Genomic DNA, 22,404 nt, shown 5'->3' with positions numbered 1-22,404 from the left:
CTATTGACACCTACTCCCGTTTTGGGCCTGTTTTCTGAAAAACAGGTCCAAAACGGGAGTAGGCTTAAAGGAATAAGATAACGATCTAATTTGTGACGAGAACGAGAGGCTACTCGCCTTTGAAGGCTGGCTTGCGCTTCTCCAGGAACGCCGAGGTGCCTTCTTTGAAGTCCTCAGATCCGCAGCAGCGACTGAACGAGTTGGCCTCGGTCTGGTAGCCGTTCTCCTCTTTGTCATACCAGGCGTTCACGCAGTCTACAATCATGCCCACGGCCAGCGGCGCTTTGGCCACAATCTTCTGCATGATCTCCAGGCACTTGTCTTGCAGAGCTTCTGGCGAGGTGACATGGTTCACCAGGCCTATTTCTTTGGCTTCGGCGGCCGAGATCATATCGCCGGTCATCATGAGTTCCATGGCTTTGCCCTTGCCCACCAACTGAGTCAGGCGCTGGGTTCCGCCGTACCCGGGGATAATACCCAGGTTCACCTCGGGCTGCCCGAAACGGGCGTTCTCACTGGCGACTCTGATGTGGCAGGCCATGGCCAGCTCACACCCGCCGCCCAGCGCAAAGCCGTTCACGGCGGCAATCACCGGTTTGGGGCTTTCCTCAATCATGGAAAAGACATCCTGCCCCCGCTCGGCAAACCGACGGCCGTTCACTTCATTCAGCTCCGCGATCTCGGCAATGTCCGCGCCGGCTACAAAGGCCTTCTCCCCGCTCCCAGTCAGGATCACGCCTCGAACCTCTGGGTCATCGTACACTTCCTGCATGGCGTTGTTGATCTCCTTGACCGTCTCAATATTGAGGGCGTTCATCTTGCTCGGCCGATTTATCGTGATAAACAAAATGCCGCCTTTGTTCTCCAGCAGAAGGTTATTGTAGTTGACCATGTTCTAACTTCTAAACGTGAGTTTCTCCAAAATTAAGAGGCGCAAATATAAAGAAATCCACACAGAATATTCTGCCTCCCCTCTACCCTTTAAAAATACTGTTCAGAGCAACTTTTTTGGCCGAAAAACTTAGGAAAGTATATTTTTTTTCTCAAATTTATAGCAGCTCACCGGAACAGTTCCCCCACGTTCAGCGTTACACGGCATATTCAGACTTCTCTTCGCATCAAATCAATATGACCAACTTTTTCAGATATGCTGTGTTTGCCATGGCGCTTGTCCTTTTTGGAGCAAACGTGTCTGAGGCATCGGCCCAAAAGCCGCGGAAAACGAAACGCGAAGGCAGTCGCCGGGGCCCCGAGGGCATCAAAAAAGGCCAGGTAGGCACCGGCAACATAGACCGGGAGATGCTCCTGGACCGGCAAAAGGCAGTGGCCTCGGCCAAAACCAGCGGCGGCATGTACTCCGGCCCCCGTTACTCCATGCCCGATAATAAATACGATACCGGCAAAGGCGCTTTTACCCTAGGTTCTTATAAAAACAAGGTGAAGGGCGGCCGAGTGAAACAGCGGAAATCGAAACGCCTGATTGACCAGGACAACCCGAACGGCAAACTGTACCAGCAAAGCCTGAACCGGCGCAACCGCAAGTTCCTGATCTTCTAATGACTTAGATCAATCTATCAAATAACAAGAGCCTCTCTCACCTTGGTGAGGGAGGCTCTTTTGCTTACAAAGCCTGCGAGCTGTTTCAAGCCTCTTTTCTGTAAAACAGCCTGAAAACGTCCGTTCACCTGTGGCCTGAAAAGCTGGTTGCCCAGTTTTTTTCAACAGAAGAAACCTGGGCAACCAGCTTGGAGGGAGCGAAGTAACTTACGTGGTCTACTAGAAAGGCAAAGAAATACAGAAAGGCACAGAAGTAAATCCGCGCCATAGAAGGGAGAAGAAGCCACAGAAGGGCCGAGGACCATAGTGGGTTTTGAAGCCCTTTTCAGAAAAGAAGGCAAAAAGAACCTTGTACCTGGCGCAAGTCTCCAGACTTGTGACATGAGATGAAGGGAGTCTCCAGACTCCCGACGCATGGCTGGCCTTGCATCTATCTACCCGTGGTTCCCGGCGAGTCTGGAGACTCGCATCATCCTTTGGCACGAGACTTCAGTCTCGCGCCAGCCGAACAACGCTGACCAATTGACCTCGTAGTGTCCGGAGGTCCTACGAGTGTCTCCGCAATGGCCTTACCAGTACAACGCATCCTCCATTCATTTCGCCAGCACTGCGTTTTCAGTCTGCTTTTCAGAAACTAGGCTGAAAACAAAAGCCCCACCTTTTCGGGTGGGGCTCTCTTTATAGATCGATGCACTGTTTCCTTCTCGGGATTACAGCGTCCGTTTGATCTCGCGCTCTTCGTACGCTTCAATGATATCGCCTTGGTTCAGGTCATTGAAGTTCTTGATGCTGATACCGCACTCGTAGCCTTGGCGTACTTCGGAGGCATCGTCTTTGAAGCGTTTCAGGGCCAGGATCTCGCCGGAGTGGACCACAATACCATCGCGCACCAGACGAATCTTGGAGTTTCTGGTAATGGTACCATCCGTCACCATACAGCCGGCAATGGTGCCCACTTTGGTGATCTTGAACACCTCGCGGACTTCTACATTGGCAACCACCACTTCTTGTACAGTTGGGGCCAACATACCTTCCATGGCGTCTTTCACCTCGTTGATGGCGTTGTAGATGATGGAGTACAGGCGGATGTCAATCTGCTCGTTCTCCGCCAACTTACGCGCACTGGCCGAAGGACGTACCTGGAAACCGATGATGATCGCGTCTGACGCGGAGGCCAACATAACGTCTGTCTCGGAGATCTGCCCCACCCCTTTGGACAGGATATTCACCTGTACCTCTTCGGTAGACAGTTTCAGTAACGAGTCAGAAAGGGCCTCTACGGAACCATCCACGTCACCACGCACAATCACATTCAGCTCCTTGAACGTACCGATGGCCAAACGACGACCGATCTCATCCAGGGTGATGTGTTTCTTGGTCCGCATGCTCTGCTCACGCTGCAACTGCTGGCGGCTCACGGCAATTTCGCGGGCTTCACGCTCCGTCTCCATTACCACAAACTTGTCACCGGCCTGCGGCGCGCCGTCAATACCCAATACCTGGATCGGCATGGATGGTCCGGCTTTCTTATGGCGCTTGCCTAACACGTCGGTCATCGCTTTCACACGACCGTAGTGCGAGCCCGCTACCAGAATATCGCCAATCTCCAGCGTACCAGTCTGTACCAGTACGGTAGCCACGTAACCACGGCCTTTGTCCAGGGCGGCTTCAATCACGGTACCTACGGCACGGCGATCTGGGTTCGCTTTCAGTTCCAGTAATTCGGCTTCCAGCAATACTTTCTCCAACAGCTCGTCAATTCCTTGTCCGGTTTTGGCCGAGATCTCCTGAGATTGGTATTTACCACCCCATTCTTCCACCAGTACGTTCAACTGGGCCAATTCCTCGCGGATCTTATCTGGGTTAGCGGTTGGCTTATCCACTTTGTTGATCGCAATCACGATAGGCGAACCGGCCGCTTGCGCGTGGTTCAGGGCTTCCTTCGTCTGCGGCATCACGCTGTCGTCAGCGGCTACCACAATGATAACCACGTCAGTCACTTTGGCACCACGGGCACGCATGGCGGTAAAGGCCTCGTGACCCGGTGTATCCAAGAAGGTGATGTCTTTCCCGGCTTCGGTGGTTACCTGGTAGGCGCCAATGTGCTGGGTGATTCCCCCGGCCTCACCGGCGGTTACTTTGGTTCTTCTGATATAATCCAGCAACGAGGTTTTACCGTGGTCAACGTGACCCATGATGGTCACAATTGGGGCGCGTGGTAACAGATCCTCTTCAGCATCTACCTCCTCAACGCCGCGGTTTTCTTCGTCCTCCGTCGTCGCGAACTGGATTTCGTATCCGAATTCATCGGCGATGATGGTGATGGCTTCCGCATCCAGACGCTGGTTGATGGACACGAACATGCCCAGGTTCATACAGGTCTTGATCACGTCGTTCACGCTCACATCCATCAGGGCCGCCAGGTCATTCGCTGACACGAACTCGGTTACGCGTAGAATCTTAGACTCCAGCTGCTCCTGCATTCTGCGCTCATCGGCGGCATCTGCCACGGCAGAACGTTTCTCACGGCGGTACTTGGCACGGTTTCCTTGGTTACCGCCTTTTCCTCCGCTCAGACGGGCCAAAGTAGCCTTGATCTGATCCTGGATTTCTTTATCCGTTAACTCGGCACGTGGGGCATTTGGCGCTCCGGTACGTTGTCCTGGTCCGCCCGGACGTTGGCCTGGGCCGCCCGCTGGACGATTTCCCTGGTAACCTCCGCCACCACCCGGACGCTGTCCCTGGCCTGGTCCACCAGCTCCGCCCTGGCGGTTAGCCGCCTGGCCGGTTCCTAACGGACGAGTACTGGTGGCTCTGTCGCCGGCGCGGTGTCCTTGCGGAGCTGCGGTTGCATTTCCGCCGGCTGCACCCTGAGCACCGGTTTTAGGTACTTCAATGCGTTTGCGTTTCTTTTTGTCGCCTCCGCCTTGGCCTTGCTGACCTGGGGCACCGGGCTGGTTTCCACGGCGACGCTCGTCTGAAGACGCCACTGGTTTTCCGCCTTTGCCGCGGCCACCGCTTACCGGCAATTCAATCTTACCTAGTACCGTCAAGCCTTTCAGCTGATCTGCCTGGGCTTTGATGATGGTTTGCGGTGCTTCTGGCGCAGTTGGTTCAGCAGGTTGCTGGGGTGCCGCCGGAGTGGCCGCAACTGGAGCAGCGGGAGCAGCTGGCTTTGGTGCTTCCACGGGAGCCGGAGCTGCTGGTTTAGGAGTCTCTGCCACCGGAGCCGGAGCGGGTGCTGGAGTAGGTGCCGGGGCCGGAGCGGCGGCAGGCTTCTCAGCTACCGGAGCTTCTGGGGCCTTAGCTTCTACCGGAGCAGGCGCTGGCGCAGCTGGCTTTGGTGTTTCCACCGGAGCCGGAGCGGCTGGCTTAGGAGTCTCTGCTACGGGAGCAGGAGTAGGCGCAGGAGCTGGTTTCTCCACCGCCGGGGCCTCTGGCGCTTTGGCTTCTACCGGAGCGGGCGCGGGTGCCTGAGCGGCCGGAGCCGGTGCAGGGGTTGGCGCAGCAGCCGGTGCGGGTGCTGGTTTTGGTACCGGTCTTCCTTTGGCATCCAGGTCAATTTTGCCCAGGATCTTGATGCCGGGCAAAGAGGCACTGGCCGCTACTGCGGGCTCAGGAGCCGGGGCTGGAGCTGGTGCCTGTGGAGCAGGAGCGGCTGGTTTCGGCTGCTCGGCTGGCTGCGTTCTCACCTGGTTGGATTTGATAAACATCTCCTGTTCAGGTTCAGCCTGCTTCTTAGGCTCAGGACGCTCCTCGGGTTGGGGCTTTTTCCCAGGAAGGTTCAGATCTGCCGCCTCGGCCTTGGCCTGCATAGAGGAAGCAAACTCTTTCGACAGCATATTGAACTGCTCCGGGGTAATTTTTGAAGTAGGTTTATTCTCGATCTCAACCCCTTTCTTGCCCAGGAAGTCCACTACCGTGGTCAGGCTGATGTTTAGGGTGGTTGCGACCTGTTTAAGCCTCATCGTTCTTTCTTCTGACATGTTCAAATATGCTGTTATGATTTACTTTTAGTAGTTACTTGTTTCTTACTCATTCATAAGGATGGGTGGCCTTGACGACTTCGCGTTTTTGCCCTGTTTCCCGGAAAATAGGCCAAAAATGGCACCCACCCTCCAGTAAGGTCAAATAACCCGGCACATAAAGCGCACCACTAGTTGTTATTGTTGCTTTCTTCTGAATCAAACTCTTGGCGGATGATGTTGAGCAGGTCTTCCACGGTTTCTTCTTCAAGCTCCGTTCTGCGCACCAGATCTTCCTTGCTGACGGCCATCACGCTGCGGGCTGTGTCCAGACCAATGCGCTTCAGTTCGTCAATCACCCAACCTTCAATCTCGTCAGAGAACTCGGTCAGGTCAATATCTTCTTCAAACCCTTCGGTTTCGCGGAACACGTCAATCTCCAGACCCACCAGCTTACTCGCCAGTTTGATGTTCTGGCCACCTTTCCCGATGGCCAACGACACTTGGTCTGGCTTCAGGAACACGGAGGCGCGCCCCGATTCTTCGTTTATCTTGATGCTGCTGATCTTGGCAGGGCTCAGCGCCCGCTGGATGTACAGCTCCACGTTATCGGTGTAGTTGATCACGTCAATGTTCTCGTTCTCCAGCTCGCGTACGATGGTATGGATACGGGAACCTTTCATGCCCACGCAGGCACCTACCGGGTCAATACGGTCATCATACGATTCTACCGCTACCTTGGCGCGCTCGCCGGGCTCCCGCACAATTTTCTTGATGGTGATGAGGCCGTCAAAGATCTCGGGCACTTCGCCTTCAAACAAACGCTCCAGGAATTGAGGAGAAGTACGGGAAAGAATGATTTTTGGGTTACCGTTGATGATCTCCACCCGCTGCACTACCGCCCGCACTACGTCACCTTTGCGGTAACGGTCTTTGGGGATCTGCTCAGACTTAGGAATCAACAGCTCGTTGTCTTCCGAGTCCAGGATCAACACTTCGCGGTTCCACACCTGGTAGACCTCGCCGGAGATGATTTCCCCTACCTGGTCTTTGTACTTCTGGTACAGCAGGTCTTTCTCCAAATCCTTCACGCGCTGGATCAACGTCTGACGCGCCGTCAATACCGCGCGCCGACCGAAGTCTTCCAGTTTCACCAGTTCAGATACTTCTTCGCCTACTTCAAAGTCTGGCTCAATCTTACGGGCATCAGACAAAGCAATTTTATCGTCATCCCAGATGTCTTCCGAGTTATCGTCTACAATTTCGCGGTTACGCCAAATCTCCAGGTCGCCTTTTTCTACGTTCAGGATGATGTCAAAATTCTCATCTGTCGTCCACTTCTTCCGGATCATAGTGCGGAACACGTCCTCCAAGATCCGCATCATGGTAGGGCGGTCAATGTTCTTGAATTTAGCGAACTCCGCAAACGACTCGATTAATATTGAACTATCCATGTCTTTCTTATTTAAAAGAGATTACAATCTGCGCTTTCACAATATCTAAGTAGGGCACTTTCACGGGCTCCTGCAAAGACACCTTATGTTTCTGTTTTACCTCTTCGGCAAATAAAATTCCGTCTTCCACTACTTCCTGCAGCACACCCACTTTTTCTCCGCCTGCCGCCAGGTTGATCTTGATGTTGCGGCCTACGTTCTTGGCGTACTGGCGAGCCTCCGTGAGGGGATAGTCTACGCCGGGTGAGGAAACTTCAATAGAATACTCTATCTCTTCGCCGTACACCTCCTCAATTCTCTTGGACACCCTACGGCTGATCTTGGCGCACTGCTGGATGGTAATGCCCTGATCGCCATCGGCTAGAATGGTCACCTTGGGCCGCACCGGTGTGTCTGACACATGTACAGACACCAGGAACAAGTCTGGCTCCGGCAATGCTTCCTGCGCAAAATCTGTTATTGTTTTCTGATCTAAGGCCATGCGTGCTCTGGATAACAAATAAAAAGGGGGACTCTCTCGTCCCCTCCAATTCACTTTAATCGCACAAATGTACAAACAAATCCACTGAAACACAAGCAACAGGGCATTATGTACGCTTTAAGATATTGTAAAAGAAAATTGGCGCCGGGGAAAGCAGCCTTTCTCCCGCCTCCAGATTGCCCTGGAGCCAGGACCGCTTACCTGAGAATTAACCAAGCGAATGCCTAAATAGTTCAAGCAGCTAAAATTGCGTTTCAGGGCCATTTGCGCGAAAACAAGCCCAAAGCGCAGCGAAACCACGGGAAACACCATCACCGTTGCCGTCAAGGCACTGATAGCCGCACCGCCTCAAAAAGAAAGGCAACCCTGGGTGGGTTGCCTTGATAATGTGCTGGTTGCTTCAGGCCTGCTTTTCTGAAAACAGACCTGAAACGGAAAAGCGTTATGAGAACAAACGGAACACCACAAACGCCGAGGCATAGGCCAGGCCCGTCATGTAGAGCATCTGCAGGATAGGCCATTTCCAGCCTTTGGTCTCGCGGTACACCACCGCGACGGTGCTCATGCACTGCATGGCGAACACGTAGAAAATAAGCAGCGAGAACGCGCGCGCCGGCGTGAAGAACGGCTGCCCGAACTCGTCTTTCTCGGCCATCAGTTTTTCTTTGACGGTGGAGATGTTTTCAGAATCGCCTACGCTGTAGATGGTGGAAATAGTGCCCACGAACACCTCGCGCGCGGCGAAGGAAGTGAGTAGCGCGATGCCTACTTTCCAGTCATAACCCAGCGGCCGGATGGCGGGCTCAATGAACTTCCCGAACTGCCCGGCATAGGATGCCTCCAGTTTCTGACCGGCGATGTGCGCCTCGGCATCAGCGTCGTTCAGGTGCAGGGAAGTTAGTTCAGAAGTGGCGCGTTCCTCGGCTTGCTGCATGGCGTTGCCGGGCCCGTAGGAAGACAGCACCCAGAGAATCACCGAGATGGCCAGAATTACTTTACCGGCCTGGAACACAAACGCTTTCACCTTCTCCACAATGGTGAGGCCCACGTTTTTCCAGCGCGGCATTTTGTAGGTGGGAAACTCCATGATGAAGTAGCTGCGCTCTTTCGTTTTGAGCACCCATTTCAGCAAAGCCGCCGAAAAAATAGCAGCCAGGAACCCGATCAGGTACAGCCCCATGAGCACCAGCCCCTGCAAACTCAGGAAGCCCAGGAAATACGTCTCCGGCACTACCAACGCAATCATGACGGTGTAGATGGGCAGACGCGCCGAGCAGCTCATGAGCGGCGTCACGAAAATAGTGATCATGCGGTCTTTCCAGGAGTCAATGGTACGCGTGGCCATGATGGCCGGCACCGCGCAGGCCACGCCCGAAATAAGCGGCACCACACTCTTCCCATTCAGCCCGAATTTGCGCATGATTTTGTCCATCAGGAAAGTCACGCGGGCCATGTACCCGGTCTCCTCCAGCACCGCGATGAACGCAAACAGCAAGGCGATCTGCGGAATGAAAATCAGCACGCCGCCCAAACCAGCCAGCACGCCGTCGGTGAGCAGGTCAATGAGCGGCCCATCGGCTTGGGTGTGCACCCAGGCGTTGATGGTGGCCACGCCCTGGTCAATCAGATCCATGGGGTAAGCGGCCCACGCGAAGATCGCCTGGAACATCATGAACAGCACCCCGAAGAAAATGAGGTACCCGAAGATTTTGTGCGTGAGAATCTGGTCCAGTTTGTTGCTGAACTGTTCGTTGTTCTCAGCTTTGGTCACGCGCATGGCATCCAGCAGCAACCCGTTGATGCGGGTGTACCGGTCTACGGTTTCAGATGCCTGCTGCGCGTTGGAATGGAAGTCGTATTTCTTGACCAGCTCGCCAATGTACGCTTTGTCATCCTCAGAAAGGAAAGACAGCTTGTGGTATTGGTGAGCGTAATGCCAGGCCAGATAATCGTTGCTCAGTTCAAAGTAGTACCGGATCTGGCGCACCATCACCAGCAGATTCTCCGGAATGGGGAAGAATGTAGTCTCGGAGACTTCCAGTTCCTGCGAGAGGAGAATCTTCAGGGCGGCCAGGCCGCTGCCGGTACGGGCGTTCACCGGAATCACGGGCACGCCCAGGGCCTGCTGCAACTCGGCTACGTCAATCTTAATGCCGTGCTTCTCGGCCACATCCATCATGTTCAGGGCCAGCACCGCCGGAATCTTCAGGTCGGCGAGCTGGGTGAACAGCAACAGGTTCCGCTTCAGGTTGGAGGCATCGGCAGTGATGATGAGCACGTCTGGGTAAGAGGATGATTTCTTGTCGTGGAGCAGGTCAATGATGACCTTCTCGTCCAGCGATTTGGGGTACAGGCTGTAGGTACCCGGCAAGTCGATGACCTGCGCCTTGAGGTTGGGCGTTAGTTGGCTGACGCCGGTTTTCTTGTCCACGGTCACGCCCGGGAAGTTCCCTACCTTCTGGTTCAGACCGGTCAGGTGGTTGAACAACGATGATTTACCGGAGTTAGGATTCCCGATGAGGGCGATCTTCGCCGCCTTACGGGGAGTAGAACCGGAAATGGAGTATGGAACGGAGGCGGGGGCCGGCGCAAGAACTTCAGACATAGACTAAGCCTTTAACTTGATGGTAGCAGCTTCGTCTAAACGCAAGGAAAGGGTGTAATCGTTCACAATGATGGTAATGGGGTCGCCCAGAGGGGCGCGGCTGTTGAGTTTCACCTCCTCGCCGGGAATGCAACCCATCTCCAGCAGTTTCAAAGACATCTCAGGATCAGTAAGGCAACAGATGACGCCTTTCTCCCCTATCTTCAAATCCCGCACACTCTTCTGTTCTTGTTGCACCTTTCTTTTCTTATTTAGACTTTTTATAAACAGTTGCAAGGTACAAGGTGTTCCTTGTGAATCCAAAAAGATGCGGATGTTTTGCGTTTCCGATGCTTGCTTCGCCCGTTTGCCCTTGTATTTCTACTGATTTTTGCTTAATTTTCGTGAAAACAATCTAAAAACATGTCACTTTTCAGTTCAAACAATCCCGCCCTGAAAGAAGAGGCGTTTACCCAACCCGCCACGCTCCAGACCCTGGACGGACCGGCCATGACCCTGACCGGCACCATGGCCAAGTCAGCGTTGCTGTTGGGCATTGTGCTGGTTTTTGCGGTTTTCTCCTGGGATCTGTTCGCGTTGATAGGAGTTCCCCTGCCTTTCCTCATCTCCATTCCGCTGGTGGGTGTGGGGCTGGCTTTCCTGATCGTCTTCAAGAAGCACCTGGCGGCGTACATCGCGCCCGTTTATTGCGCTTTGCAGGGCTTGTTCCTGGGAGGCATCTCGGGCATTCTGGAGATGAAGTTCCCGGGCATCGCCACGCAGGCCATGCTGTTAACCTTCACGGTGTTTGGCGGCATGCTGCTGCTCTACAGCACCCGCGTGATCAGAGCCACTGAGCGCTTCAAATCCATTATCCTGACCGCCACCTTCGGGATTTTCTGTTATTACATGATCTCGTTTGCGCTACAGTTCTTCGGCGTGGAAATGGCCTTGATCCATAGCAGCGGCACGGCTGGCATCATTTTCAGCGTGCTGGTAGTGATCATTGCCGCCATGAACCTGATCCTGGACTTTGACACCATTGAACAAGGCGTGACCCACGGCGCGCCCAAGCACATGGAATGGTATGCCGCCTTCGGCTTGGCCGTCACCTTGATTTGGCTATACATCGAGATCCTGCGCTTGCTTTCTAAGCTCAACAGCCGCAACTAACCGTAGAACTTCCGCCTTTGGCACCCGTACATACCTCTATATCAACTTTGTACGAACATGCCGAAGACGAAAAAGCCCACCAAGAAAGAGGACCCGTGCTGGAACGGCTATGAGCAGGCCGGCATGAAAGATAAGGACGGCAAAAAAGTGCCTAACTGCATCAAGAAGAAAGACTGACCCTTTTCATAGCAAAAACGCCACCGGGAGCCGGTGGCGTTTTTGTTTATAAGCTGGCATTACTGCTTGATGTAAACCTATGAGGCCTTGAAGAACTCACAAGTTGCTTCGTTTTGAGCTTGTTTTCAGAAAACAGCCTCAAAACGATATCATTCAAGAACGATGGCGCGGAAGTTACTCCCGTGACTTCCGCGCCATCGTTCTGAAGTCACGGGAGTAAATCCGCGCCATAGTGGAGCATTACTGCTTGATGTAAACCTATGAGGCCTTGAAGACCTCACAGGTTTCTGCGCTTTAGGCCCGTTTTCCTGATAACACCCCTAAAACGCTATTCATTGAAAAACACCCGCTTCACCCGCGTGCTTACATTGGTAAGCAGCTCATACGGAATGGTACCGATGCGAGCCGCCAGGTAGGTGAGCGGCAGTTCCTGGCCAAAGATGAGCACCTCGTCGCCGGCCTGCACGTCTAGGCCCGTCACGTCTACCATGCACATGTCCATGCATACGTTCCCAATGATGGGCGCTTTCTGCCCGTTGATGAGCACCTCGCCCACCCCATTCCCAAAACGGCGGTCATACCCATCGGCGTAGCCAATGGCAATGGTGGCGGTCTGTTTAGCCGCCTCGGCTACTCCGCGACGGCTGTAGCCCACGGTATCACCGGCTTTGATGGCTTTCACCTGCGAAACGGTGGTTTTGAGTTGGCCTACTGTCTGCAGGTTGCCCTGCTCCTGCCCAGCTGATTCCACGCCGTACAACCCTATGCCCAGGCGCACCATGTCAAAGGCGGCCTCCTCGCCAAAGCGCACAATGCCCGCGGAGTTGAGGATGTGCTTGGTCACGGGATACCCCAGCTCTTTCTCCACCAGGCTGGCCATCTGTTTGAAAGCGGATATCTGCTCCCGGGAAAAATCATTGTACAAGGATTCATCGGCCCCGGCCAGGTGACTGAACACGCTTTGCACCCGCACGTGCGGCACCTGGTCCAGCACCTGCAGGGCCTCGGCCAGTTCAGCGGCATCAAACCCCAGGCGGTGCATGCCGGTGTCCAGCTTCAGGTGGATGCGGGGCGTTTTGAGGCTCTTTTCCGGGAAATAGTCCAGAAACCGGTGCAGCAGGTCTGGGGAGTAGATCTCAGGTTCCAGGCTGTACTGCTGCATTTTCAGGAAAGAATCAGGGCTGGGGTTCATGACCATGATGGGCAGCGTGATGCCATGCTCGCGCAGGGAAATACCTTCGTCGGCGTACGCCACGGCCAGGTAATCCACACGGTGGAACTGCAACAGGTTGGCGATCTCGTAGGCTCCCGCGCCGTAGGCGAAGGCTTTCACCATGACCATGATCTTGACTTGCGTCGGCACTTTGGTACGGTAGTAGTTGAGGTTGTGCACCAAGGCATCCAGGTTCACTTCCAGCTTGGTGCCGTGAATCTGCTGCTGCAGGGCGGCCACAATCTTCTCGAACTGGAACACGCGCGCGCCCTTCACCAGAATAGTCTCCTGCCGGAAGGTCTCGGAACGGAGCTGGCCCAGAAATGAATCGGTGCCCAGGTAGAACTCGCTGCCCGCCGGGAACAGGTCCTGGTGCCGCGTGATGATGTCGCCGATGCCGATGACGCGGTCCACGCCCCGGGCGGTGATTTCCTGCGCCACCTGCTGGTAAAGGGCCGTTTCTTCCATGCCGGCTTCCAGCAGATCAGAGACAATCAGGGTTTTCCGGCCGCGGCGGGCCTGCTGGCCCAGCACATCCAGCGCGATACGCAGACCGGCCAGATCATTGTTATAGGTGTCATCAATGACGTAGCAGCCGTTGATGGCTTCTTTGCGCTCCAGACGCATGGCCACCGGATGCAGGCGCTCAAAACGGCCGGCCAGTTCCTCGGGTTTCACGCCCAGGTACAGCAGCACAGCCAGGCAATGCAGCGCGTTCTCCAGCGAAGCTTCATCAGAGAAGGGCAGCGTGAGGTCCTGGCCTTTGCCCTGGTACCGGAACCGGATTTTCGTTTGGCCGTGGTGCATCTCCAGCACGGTCAACTGCACCTGCGCCGAGGGATGTTCCTGCGTGCTCCAGGCAAACCCCGGCAACCCGGCGGCCTGAATCGTTTCCTGCACGTTTTTCTGATCGGCACAATAAACCAGCTGGTTCACGTGCTCAAAGAGCTTCAGCTTTTCCTCCAGTTTCTGGGCCGAAGAACTGAACCCTTCATCGTGCGCCGGTCCCAGATTGGTGAACACGCCAATGGTAGGTTGCAGCACGCTGGCTAGGTGCTCCATTTCAGCTGGTTTGGAAATTCCGGCCTCGAAAACGCCGATGGTATGGCTCTCGTTGATCTGCCACACCGAGAGCGGCACGCCAATCTGGGAATTGTAACTGCGAGGGCTTTTCACCACCCGCTCAGAGACGCTCAGCAGCTGCGCCAGCCACTCCTTCACAATGGTTTTGCCGTTGCTGCCCGTGATCCCGATGACCGGAATGCTGAATTTGCGCCGGTGGTAGGCCGCCAGCCGCTGCATGGCCTGGATGCTATCGCTGACCAGGAGCACGTTGGCCTCGGGCAGTGCGGAAAGATCCATCACCCCGGAGGCGTCTTCCACCACAAACTGCCGCACGCCGGCCGCATAGAGCTCTGGGATATATTGGTGACCGTCATGGAATTCGCCCCGGATGGCGAAAAACACCGAGGAAACGGCGTTGGCTATTTTACGGCTATCAGTGAGCAGGTGCTGCACGGGATACGTTCCGTTGCACTGCACCAGCATGCCTCCCATTACCTGGGCAATCTCTTTAAAAGTAAACATGATGCGGCTATCTGTTAATCAAATATACAACAGAAGAAATACCAGCGCACCTTGTCCCGTGAAACGGACACGCAACCAGCAAAAAGCATTTTGGGGGTATTTTCCGGAAAAGAGGTTAAAAACAGCTTATCAGAGATTCAGATGCGTCATTTTAAACGGCACGGCAGATGATTATGGCCCGAAATAGCTGGGCATTAGGCAGTACGCGAGGCAAGCTCTACCTTTGTGCTCCTGAAAAAAATTCCTGTGAAATTTAGTCGTTACCACATTGCCGCCGTCAGTGCTTTTCTTATCTGGGGATTCATCCCGTTCCCGCTGAAAGCCTTAACGGCGTTCCCCAGCAGCCAGATTCTCTACTTCCGGATTCTGGTGGCGGTGCTCACGCTGCTGCTCATCTCGGGCACCACCCGGCGCGAACAGTGGCGCCAGACGCTGGCCTTGTATAAAAGCAAAAATCCGGTGGAGAAGCGGAGATTGCTGCTTTTCACTTTGCTGGGCGGCGCTTTGCTCACCATTAACTGGCTCGCGTTCATTTACGTGGTAAACCACCTGGACATTCAGACCGGTTCTTTCTCGTATCTGCTGTGTCCTATCTTAACGGCCGCGCTCGGCTTCCTGATTCTGCGCGAGCACCTGCGGGTGAACCAGTGGGTGTCGGTTGGGTTGAGTTTGATGAGCTGCCTGCTGGTGGGCACCGATTCGGTTTACAACCTGCTGTTCAGTCTCCTCATTGCGGCTTCTTACGCGTTTTATTTGATTACCCAGCGCCTGCTCAAGGAGTACGACAAGATTGTGCTGCTCACCTTGCAGTTGCTTTTGGCGTTCACGTTCATCGGGCCGAGTTATCCGTGGTTTGTGGGGGCTGACGCGCAGCCCATTACCGGGCATTTCGTGGGGCAGATTGTGCTGCTCAGCTGGCTGTTTACCGTGATCCCGTTATTTTTGAACCTGTATGCGCTCAAAGAGCTGAAATCGGCGACGGTGGGTGTACTCATGTACCTGAACCCGATCATCAACTTCACCATGGCGTTTCTATACTTCGGGGAAGTGGCCAGCCAGCAGAAGGTGATTGCGTACGCGGTGATCTTTGCCTCAGTGGTGCTCTACAACCTGCCCATCGGGAAGAAGAGGGAAGCTCCCATCTCAGCCTGATTTCTTTCAGCCGGTGCAACGTTCAGGCATTCGTCAGGCTCTTTCTTATATAAAGCTGATTGAACGCCTGATGAAAAGAAAATATTTCTCGCCACTCCTTTTGGTTCTGGTTTTCAGCTGCGCTTGGCCTGAGTTGATTTCTCTGGAACCCTGCCTCTGACCGCCTAAACTCGCTATTTATTACGATGAAAAGCACCACGTATCTAGCATTCTTCGGCCTTCTGCTGATGGGTTGCCGCTCTACCGAGCAGCTGCCTCAGGAGAAAAAGGAAACCATATCGCACGAGCTAGGCGCCTGCTCCCTGGAGCTGCACAAACCTGTAACGGTGGGAGAACTTACGGTAAACCTGCTGAAAGTGGAGGAAAGCCGCTGCCCGCTTAACGTCAACTGCATCCGGGCGGGATCAGCGGTCACGCACGTACAGCTGCAGGACGCCCGCGGAAATAGCGCCACCAAGATCCTGTATCTGGGCGATGCCCTGGCCGCGCCGGAGAACCGGGGACCGCGCTCCGCCGATACGGTGCACGTTTCCATGACCAACAAAGTCTACCGGTTGATCTTAACGGAAGTGCTTCCTCTCCCCAACGCCTCTGACCCGAGCCCCGCCCCTGTCACCGCGAAAATGTCAGTAGTGGCTTTATAGCTGAATTGAAACTTATATAAAAGACACGAGCCCGTGGCGAAAGCTGCGGGCTCGTGTCTTTTTTTAAGCGGGTGTTTCAGGCCTGCTTTCAGGAAAATAAGGTTAAAACGGAAAGGCCGCCTTTAAACCGCCATAAAGCTAAGTTTTCAAAACTTGCAAAGGAGGCACAAGCCGCTTTAAGCTTGAGAGAATTCACTTACGCTGTTTTCCCTACCCGGTCCTTTTGCAGCAGGCACTTCCATCGTGAAATCTGCTAGTATCTCCTACTGGATCGGCTGCTCCACGGGCCAACATTCCCAATGGGAAACCCTTCCATGCTTCGCTCCTTTCTCCAAAGAATACAACTGATGCCCCTTCCCTCCGGCTAGGCCAGCACTTCCTCTCTCTTAACCGGAATGCAACTCCTGTTCACATGCTGTCAGGGTACCCAATCCTATCTTCAACCCGAAAGAGCAAGCAATCCTGACCGCCACACAGGGGTATAAAATATTAATTTGTCAGAAACACACTTAAAAAATAGCCATTCTTTGATAAAAAAATATTTTCAGACAGGCTATTCTAAAATATCCCTTTACACGTGAGAAAAGGCGCTTTTTGGATCATTGATGTATTCCTGATGTATTCTCACAGGGGCTCTGATGTATTCATGATGTAGTACAGTTCACCCTTGTTTTAGGGTTAATGGTTACATTAGAACTAAAAAACAGAATATTATTTAACGAGATTCTATCTATGAAGAGAAACTTACTCATTTTCCTTCTCCTCCATTTATGGGGAGTAGCGCTGGCTCAAACCACTATAAACGGTCGGGTTACCTCGGCCAAGGGTGGTGAGGGCTTACCAGGTGTGAGCGTGGTAGTGAAAGGTACTACATCGGGTACTACCACAGATGTGGATGGCAGATACCAACTGCAAGCGCCTGCCAATGCCGGCACTCTAGTAGTTAGCTACATCGGGTTCGCGAACCAGGAATTACCTATCAATGGACGCACTACTATTAACGTGACCTTGCAAGAAGACCAACAGGCTTTAGAGGAAATAGTAGTCATCGGGTACGGTACGCAGCAGAAGAGCTTGGTTACCGGGGCCATTTCTTCGGTGAAAGCAGCGGAGATCGCCACGGTCTCCTCCAGCCGGATAGAGCAGGCCCTGCAGGGCCGTACCGCCGGCGTTACCGTATTGCCAGCATCGGGGTCACCGGGTAGCGGCATGCGGGTACGGGTGAGGGGTACCGGATCAAATCAATCCTCAGAACCGCTTTACATTGTAGACGGGGTAAGAACTGGGGGCATTGAGTATTTAGATCCCTCAGAAATCGCCTCTATTGAAGTATTGAAAGACGCGGCTTCTGCTGCCATCTATGGTTCTGAAGGAGCAAACGGCGTAGTGATCATCAGTACCAAAACCGGGAAGACCAATACTTCTGATATTAGTTACGGCTTCCAATACGGGGTGCAATCGGTAGGCAAGTTAATGCCGATGATGAATGCGCAGCAATACCAGCAATATCAGGAAGAAGCAAAGTCTACACCTCGCCCTACCGCTGCTGAAGCCGCTGCAGTAGGAAAGGGAACAGACTGGTTTGATGAAGTCTTCCAGTCTGCTCCTCAGCAACGCCATACCATCAATTTCAGCGGGGGAACGGAAAATTCAACCTATTTGGTGGGCGGTAGTTATTTTACCCAGAAAGGAATTGTGGGGGATGACAAATCTAAATTTGACCGCTACACTGTTCGCATCAACTCTGACCACAAAATCAAACCATGGCTGAATATAGGTCAACGCCTGTCGTATTCTAACTTCAGCAGAAGCTCATTAGCTGAAAACGATGAGTTTGGAGGGCTAATCACCAGTGCGTTGTCGCTGGATCCGCTTACTCCTGTCATTTACTCCGGACAACTACCGGCCCATGCACAAGCGGCCCTTGAGGCGGGGCATCCTCTCGCCAGAGATGAAAATGGGAATTATTACGGCATTTCTAACTTCATTAGAGGAGAATACGGGAACCCGGTAGCTAGAATTGCCTTAGCACACGGCAATACTGTCCAGAACAAATTAGTGGGCAACATATATGCTGACATTGAGCCTCTCAAAGGCCTGAAGTTCACTTCCCGTTTTGGTATTGACGGTGCTTTCCAGAAGCAACACGCCTGGACCCCCACGTATTGGTTCTCCAGTGAAAGCCAAAACAGCATAGCAAGCGGTTCTGACAATCAGAACAACTGGTACACCTGGCAATGGGAAAATTTTGCCACTTACAACAAAACCATTGGGCAACATAACTTTACCGTTTTAGCCGGTACCTCTGCCATCAAAAGCACTTCCAATTTTGTGGGAGGAAGCTATTCTGGCCTATTCAGGGAAGATGATAACTTCTCGTATGCAGATGGAACTCCAGATGACAATGATAGAATCGGGAGCAATACTACCATTAGCACGTTAGGCTCTTTCTACGGCAGGTTAGCTTACAACTACGCAGAGAAATACCTTTTGAATGCGACGTTCAGGAGAGATGGTTCTTCCAGGTTTGCCCAAGGGAATCAGTGGGGAAATTATCCGTCCGTCTCTTTAGGCTGGGTGGTTTCCAATGAAGATTTCTTCCCAGACACCAACATCAATCATTTAAAATTACGAGCCAGCTGGGGCCAAAATGGTTCTACGGGTAATATCAGACCCGGCCAGTGGTTTGCTGCCATCACCCCTTCAGGTAAATACCTGGATGCCAACGGCAACTATCTGGTAGGCGCTTCGCCTGATATTATCTCCAACCCGAATCTGAAATGGGAGACAAGCGAACAAGTGGATTTCGGCCTTGACTTGGGCATGTTCAACAACCGCTTAACGTTCACAACTGACTTCTATAATAAAAAGACCAAAGACCTGATCACCGCCGGGGTTGCTCCCGGGTTTGCCGGAAACCCGGCCGGAGATGTCAACGGAGGCAATGTGACCAACAGAGGTTGGGAGTTTGAGTTAACGTACCGTAGTGATGCCGCCAGTACGTTCCAGTATGAAGTTTCAGGAAACATAACCACCGTTAAAAACGAGGTTACTTTCCTGAACCCTAATGTAAACGAGATTCTTGGCGCCAACATTGGCACCACCTGGCCCGGAGCAACCGTCTTTGATGTAGGCTACCCTATCTGGTACCTACGGGGGTACAAAACAGATGGCATTCTACAGAATGTAGAAGAAGTCAACCTGTACAAAGCCAACATTACCGGAGGAGGGTACTCGCCACAACCTGGTGATCCCAGAATTGTGGACCTGAACGGTGACAAACAGATCTCCTCAGCTGACTTCACCATGATCGGTAATCCTCACCCAGATGTCATCTTTGGGGCCCGCGTTAACCTGGCGTATAAAGGATTTGACCTGTTAGCCTTTTTACAAGGCCAGATAGGCAATGACCTGATCATGGGCTTTAACCGGACTGACCGCGCTACTGCCAATAAACCCGCTTTCTTCTTTGAAGACAGATGGACCGGGCCAGGCAGCACTAATTCCTGGTTTAGAGCAAACACCAATGACGGTGCCGTTTACTCCAGCGATCTGATGGTCTTTGACGGTTCTTATGCCCGAGTACGCCAGTTGCAACTGGGTTATACCCTACCCAACACGTTGACCAGCAGAATAAAGATCAAGAGTGCCAGACTATATGTGTCCCTTGACAACTACTTCACCTTCACAGATTACCCAGGGTTAGATCCAGAGGCTGGCAGTAACAACGCCAACAGCCTGGGTATTGATAGAGGTACTTATCCAGTTCCAAGATTGGCAATGTTTGGTCTAAACTTCAACTTCTAAGAATTTTTTATCGATGAAAAAGTCATATATAAAATGTGCTCTATTAAGTCTGGCCATCACCACCTTCTCTACTGGTTGTGAGGATTTCCTGGACAGAGAGGTGCCTGGTAAACTATCGGAAGAAGGCTTTTATCTGACAGATTCAGATGCATTACAAGCCACCACGTCCATCTATGACATCATGCAGGCGCACTACAATACCGCCTGGACCAGTATCTACATGGTGAAGCTGATGCCTTCTGATGAAAGCAATGCGGCCGGCAGCGGCCCCGGTGATCAGCCGGCCTACCAAAACCTGGACGATTTCAACTTTGACAGCGAAAACGCCGCCGTGAAAGCTGCTTGGGACTTAACTTATAGAGCCATCTTCCGGGCAAACAAAGTCATCAACAAGGTGCAGCCGGAGAACGCCCTACGCAAGAGACTGATTGCCGAAGCCAAGTTCCTGCGCGCCTTCAACTACCTGGAACTGGTTTCGCTTTGGGGAGATGTTCCGTTGGTACTGGACGAAATACCGGCAGAACAATTTACCAGCACCAGCCGCTCGCCCAAAGCTGCTGTCTATGCGCAAATGGAAAAAGACTTAACGGAGGCCATTGTGGACCTGCCGCTGAAGAGCGCCTACTCCGGCGGAGACCGGTTCAGGGTTTCCAAAGGAACCGCCCAGGCTCTACTTGGCAAAATCCATCTGTATCAGGAAAAATGGGCCGATGCCGCTACTCAGTTCGAAACCGTCATTTCCTCCAATGAATATGGCTTGGAGTCTTCCGTTGGAAGGGTTTTCTCCAAAGCCGGTGAGTTTGGCAAAGAGTCGCTCTTCGAGATCTCTTATTCTTCTATAGAGGGCTATAACTGGGGGAACTTTCCCTGGGGAAGTCAGCCGGAGAGCAACATTCACCTGCAGTTAATGGGCCCAAGAAGCGATTACTATGTGAAAGCTCCCACAGATTCATTGATTGGCGGCTGGGGTTTCAACTCGCCTAAAGCAAAGTTATTTGATGCTTTTGTAGCTGCCGGAGACACCAAAAGAAGAGCGACCACCATCATGTCGCAGCCTGAGCTGGAAGCCAAAGGAGGCAAGTGGACAACAGATTCCGGTTACGAATACGAAGGATTCTTCCAGCGCAAGTACGGCACTTACCTTTCACAAACTTCCTCGGAAGAAGGCGACACCCCTGAACTCAACTACGGCACCAACTGGCGCATGATGCGGTACGCAGACGTTCTCTTGATGGCGGCAGAGGCCAACTACCGCACCGGTAGCGTAGGAAAAGCACAGCAGTACCTGAACATGGTGAGGCTGAGATCAGAATTACCCGCTGTCTTGGCAGGAGGAACGGATCTCTTCAATGCCATTGTAAGAGAAAGGCAATTAGAGCTTGCTTTTGAAGGTTTCCGTTACCAGGATCTGGTACGCTGGGGTCTTGCCGCGCAAGAACTTGGCCCTTTGGGTTATAAGCAAGGCACGCATAACCTACTCCCTATCCCGGGCACCGATGTGAGAGTGGCCGGTTTATCGCAGAACCCAGGGTATTAGAAGCATTTACTCTCCAAGGGAAAGGCCAGCCAAATTTTGGTTGGCCTTTTTCATCCCAGTCCGCCTGCCGGCGAAGCAACTTTTGGTTTGGTTTCCGGCTCTTTCTTATAGACGGCCAGATTCGGCCTTTCTTTTCCAAAAACGGCCATGAAACGCAAAAGCAGCTTCGTCCTTCTCGTAACGCTTCTCCTGCTCGGGTGCGCGCCCAGCAAAAAGCAAGCTGCCATGGCCCCGCTGGCACCGGTACAACCCGTCACACTTTATACATTGGTCTGGCAGAGACCTGTCTCCGTAGAGCAGCTCACCTTGACCCTTCAGAAAGTGGAAGACACCCGGTGCCCCAAAGATGTGCGGTGCATCTGGGCGGGAGTGGCCGTGGCGCAGGTGCGGCTGGAAGATTCTGCCGGGGCCAGCGTAGCCCAAACGCTCTCCGTGGGCAAAATGGTGAACGTCCCGCTGGGCGCTAAAAAATACGGCTTGACCTTGCGCGAAATCACTCCCTATCCCCAAGTCTCTGACCTGAACCCGGAAGAGAAAGCGGCCCTAGTTTCGCTCACTGCCTTTTAATCTCTGATGAAATAGTGAATGGGACGAGCCCGCGGCGAAAGCTGCGGGTTTGTTTTGGTTTCAGTTTCAGGCCTACTTTTAAAAACCGGCTCTGAAACAGAACTTCTTTTCAGCGCTCGTAGAGCTCCAGGGGCAAGCCATCGGGGTCAGAGAAAAAGCAGAAGCGTTTGCCGGTGTGCTCATCTACCCGTATTTCCTGCACGTCCACGCCTTGCTGTTGCAGCTCCTGGCGGGCGGTTTCCACGTTCTCTACCTCAAAGGCCAGGTGCCGCAGACCGGCGGCCTCGGGGAAAGACAGGCGGGCGGGCACGTCCGGGAAAGAGAACAGTTCCAGCACATACGTCCCGTTCAGGGCCAGATCGGCTTTGTAGGAATTCCGCTCGGCGCGGAAGATTTCCTGCTGCAACTCAAGCCCCAGCACCTGGGTGTAAAAAGCCTTGGAAACGGCGTAATCGGTGCAGATGACGGCAATGTGGTGGATGCTTTTCAACTGGATCATGACACAA

Annotated in this window: 15 protein-coding genes; 7 read left to right on the top strand and 8 right to left on the bottom strand. The window is 53.3% G+C overall.

The window, feature by feature from the left end; translation table 11 throughout:
- Positions 1-109 precede the first annotated feature (109 nt).
- Positions 110-892, bottom strand: coding sequence for an enoyl-CoA hydratase/isomerase family protein (locus tag H7U12_RS13975; RefSeq protein WP_186638993.1), 783 nt, complete (start codon positions 890-892; stop codon positions 110-112).
- A gap of 236 nt (positions 893-1,128) precedes the next feature.
- Between H7U12_RS13975 and H7U12_RS13970 the strand changes: the two genes are divergently transcribed.
- Entirely contained in the window at positions 1,129-1,557 is a 429-nt protein-coding gene (locus H7U12_RS13970) for a hypothetical protein (RefSeq protein WP_206683930.1), read from the top strand.
- Positions 1,558-2,267: 710 nt separating this feature from the next.
- Here the strand turns inward: H7U12_RS13970 and infB are convergent.
- The 5 genes from infB to H7U12_RS13945 all read right to left on the bottom strand — a co-directional run bounded on the left by infB (position 2,268) and on the right by H7U12_RS13945 (position 10,299).
- A complete protein-coding gene (infB, locus tag H7U12_RS13965) occupies positions 2,268-5,543 on the bottom strand; it encodes a translation initiation factor IF-2 (protein ID WP_186638988.1) in 3,276 nt (1,091 codons plus the stop codon).
- Positions 5,544-5,713: 170 nt separating this feature from the next.
- Positions 5,714-6,976 (bottom strand): transcription termination factor NusA, encoded by a 1,263-nt coding sequence (gene nusA / locus H7U12_RS13960; RefSeq protein ID WP_186638986.1) that lies wholly within the window; start codon positions 6,974-6,976, stop codon positions 5,714-5,716.
- Between the two features lie 7 nt (positions 6,977-6,983).
- Positions 6,984-7,457 carry a ribosome maturation factor RimP gene (locus tag H7U12_RS13955; protein ID WP_186638984.1) on the bottom strand — a complete coding sequence of 158 codons (474 nt, stop codon included), beginning with the start codon at positions 7,455-7,457 and terminating at the stop codon, positions 6,984-6,986.
- A gap of 442 nt (positions 7,458-7,899) precedes the next feature.
- Positions 7,900-10,062: a ferrous iron transport protein B gene (feoB, locus tag H7U12_RS13950; protein WP_186638982.1), complete on the bottom strand. Its 2,163-nt coding sequence runs from the start codon at positions 10,060-10,062 to the stop codon at positions 7,900-7,902.
- Positions 10,063-10,065: 3 nt separating this feature from the next.
- Positions 10,066-10,299 (bottom strand): FeoA family protein, encoded by a 234-nt coding sequence (locus tag H7U12_RS13945; protein WP_186638979.1) that lies wholly within the window; start codon positions 10,297-10,299, stop codon positions 10,066-10,068.
- A gap of 165 nt (positions 10,300-10,464) precedes the next feature.
- Here H7U12_RS13945 and H7U12_RS13940 point away from each other — a divergent pair, with 165 nt between their 5' ends.
- Positions 10,465-11,214: a Bax inhibitor-1/YccA family protein gene (locus H7U12_RS13940; protein WP_186638977.1), complete on the top strand. Its 750-nt coding sequence runs from the start codon at positions 10,465-10,467 to the stop codon at positions 11,212-11,214.
- A gap of 505 nt (positions 11,215-11,719) precedes the next feature.
- On the opposite strand, the gene H7U12_RS13935 is transcribed toward H7U12_RS13940, so the two are convergent.
- Positions 11,720-14,191 (bottom strand): bifunctional UDP-N-acetylmuramoyl-tripeptide:D-alanyl-D-alanine ligase/alanine racemase, encoded by a 2,472-nt coding sequence (locus H7U12_RS13935; RefSeq protein ID WP_186638974.1) that lies wholly within the window; start codon positions 14,189-14,191, stop codon positions 11,720-11,722.
- Between the two features lie 246 nt (positions 14,192-14,437).
- Between H7U12_RS13935 and H7U12_RS13930 the strand changes: the two genes are divergently transcribed.
- From H7U12_RS13930 to H7U12_RS13910, 5 genes are all read left to right on the top strand, one after another.
- Positions 14,438-15,343: an EamA family transporter gene (locus tag H7U12_RS13930; RefSeq protein ID WP_255897492.1), complete on the top strand. Its 906-nt coding sequence runs from the start codon at positions 14,438-14,440 to the stop codon at positions 15,341-15,343.
- A gap of 185 nt (positions 15,344-15,528) precedes the next feature.
- On the top strand, positions 15,529-15,987 hold the full coding sequence (locus tag H7U12_RS13925) for a hypothetical protein (protein ID WP_186638972.1): 459 nt from the start codon (positions 15,529-15,531) through the stop codon (positions 15,985-15,987).
- A gap of 732 nt (positions 15,988-16,719) precedes the next feature.
- Positions 16,720-19,794: a SusC/RagA family TonB-linked outer membrane protein gene (locus H7U12_RS13920; RefSeq protein WP_186638970.1), complete on the top strand. Its 3,075-nt coding sequence runs from the start codon at positions 16,720-16,722 to the stop codon at positions 19,792-19,794.
- 13 nt (positions 19,795-19,807) lie between these two features.
- Complete coding sequence (locus H7U12_RS13915) at positions 19,808-21,331, top strand: RagB/SusD family nutrient uptake outer membrane protein (RefSeq protein ID WP_186638968.1); 1,524 nt, start codon at positions 19,808-19,810, stop codon at positions 21,329-21,331.
- Positions 21,332-21,478: 147 nt separating this feature from the next.
- Complete coding sequence (locus tag H7U12_RS13910) at positions 21,479-21,898, top strand: hypothetical protein (protein ID WP_186638965.1); 420 nt, start codon at positions 21,479-21,481, stop codon at positions 21,896-21,898.
- A gap of 109 nt (positions 21,899-22,007) precedes the next feature.
- Here H7U12_RS13910 and gloA2 read toward each other — a convergent pair whose 3' ends face one another.
- Entirely contained in the window at positions 22,008-22,397 is a 390-nt protein-coding gene (gene gloA2, locus H7U12_RS13905) for an SMU1112c/YaeR family gloxylase I-like metalloprotein (RefSeq protein ID WP_186638963.1), read from the bottom strand.
- Positions 22,398-22,404 lie beyond the last annotated feature (7 nt).

This window comes from Rufibacter sediminis (assembly GCF_014269285.1).
In the GTDB taxonomy this organism is placed as follows: Bacteria; Bacteroidota; Bacteroidia; order Cytophagales; family Hymenobacteraceae; genus Nibribacter; species Nibribacter sediminis.
This window is presented reverse-complemented; position numbering and strand designations above follow the sequence as displayed.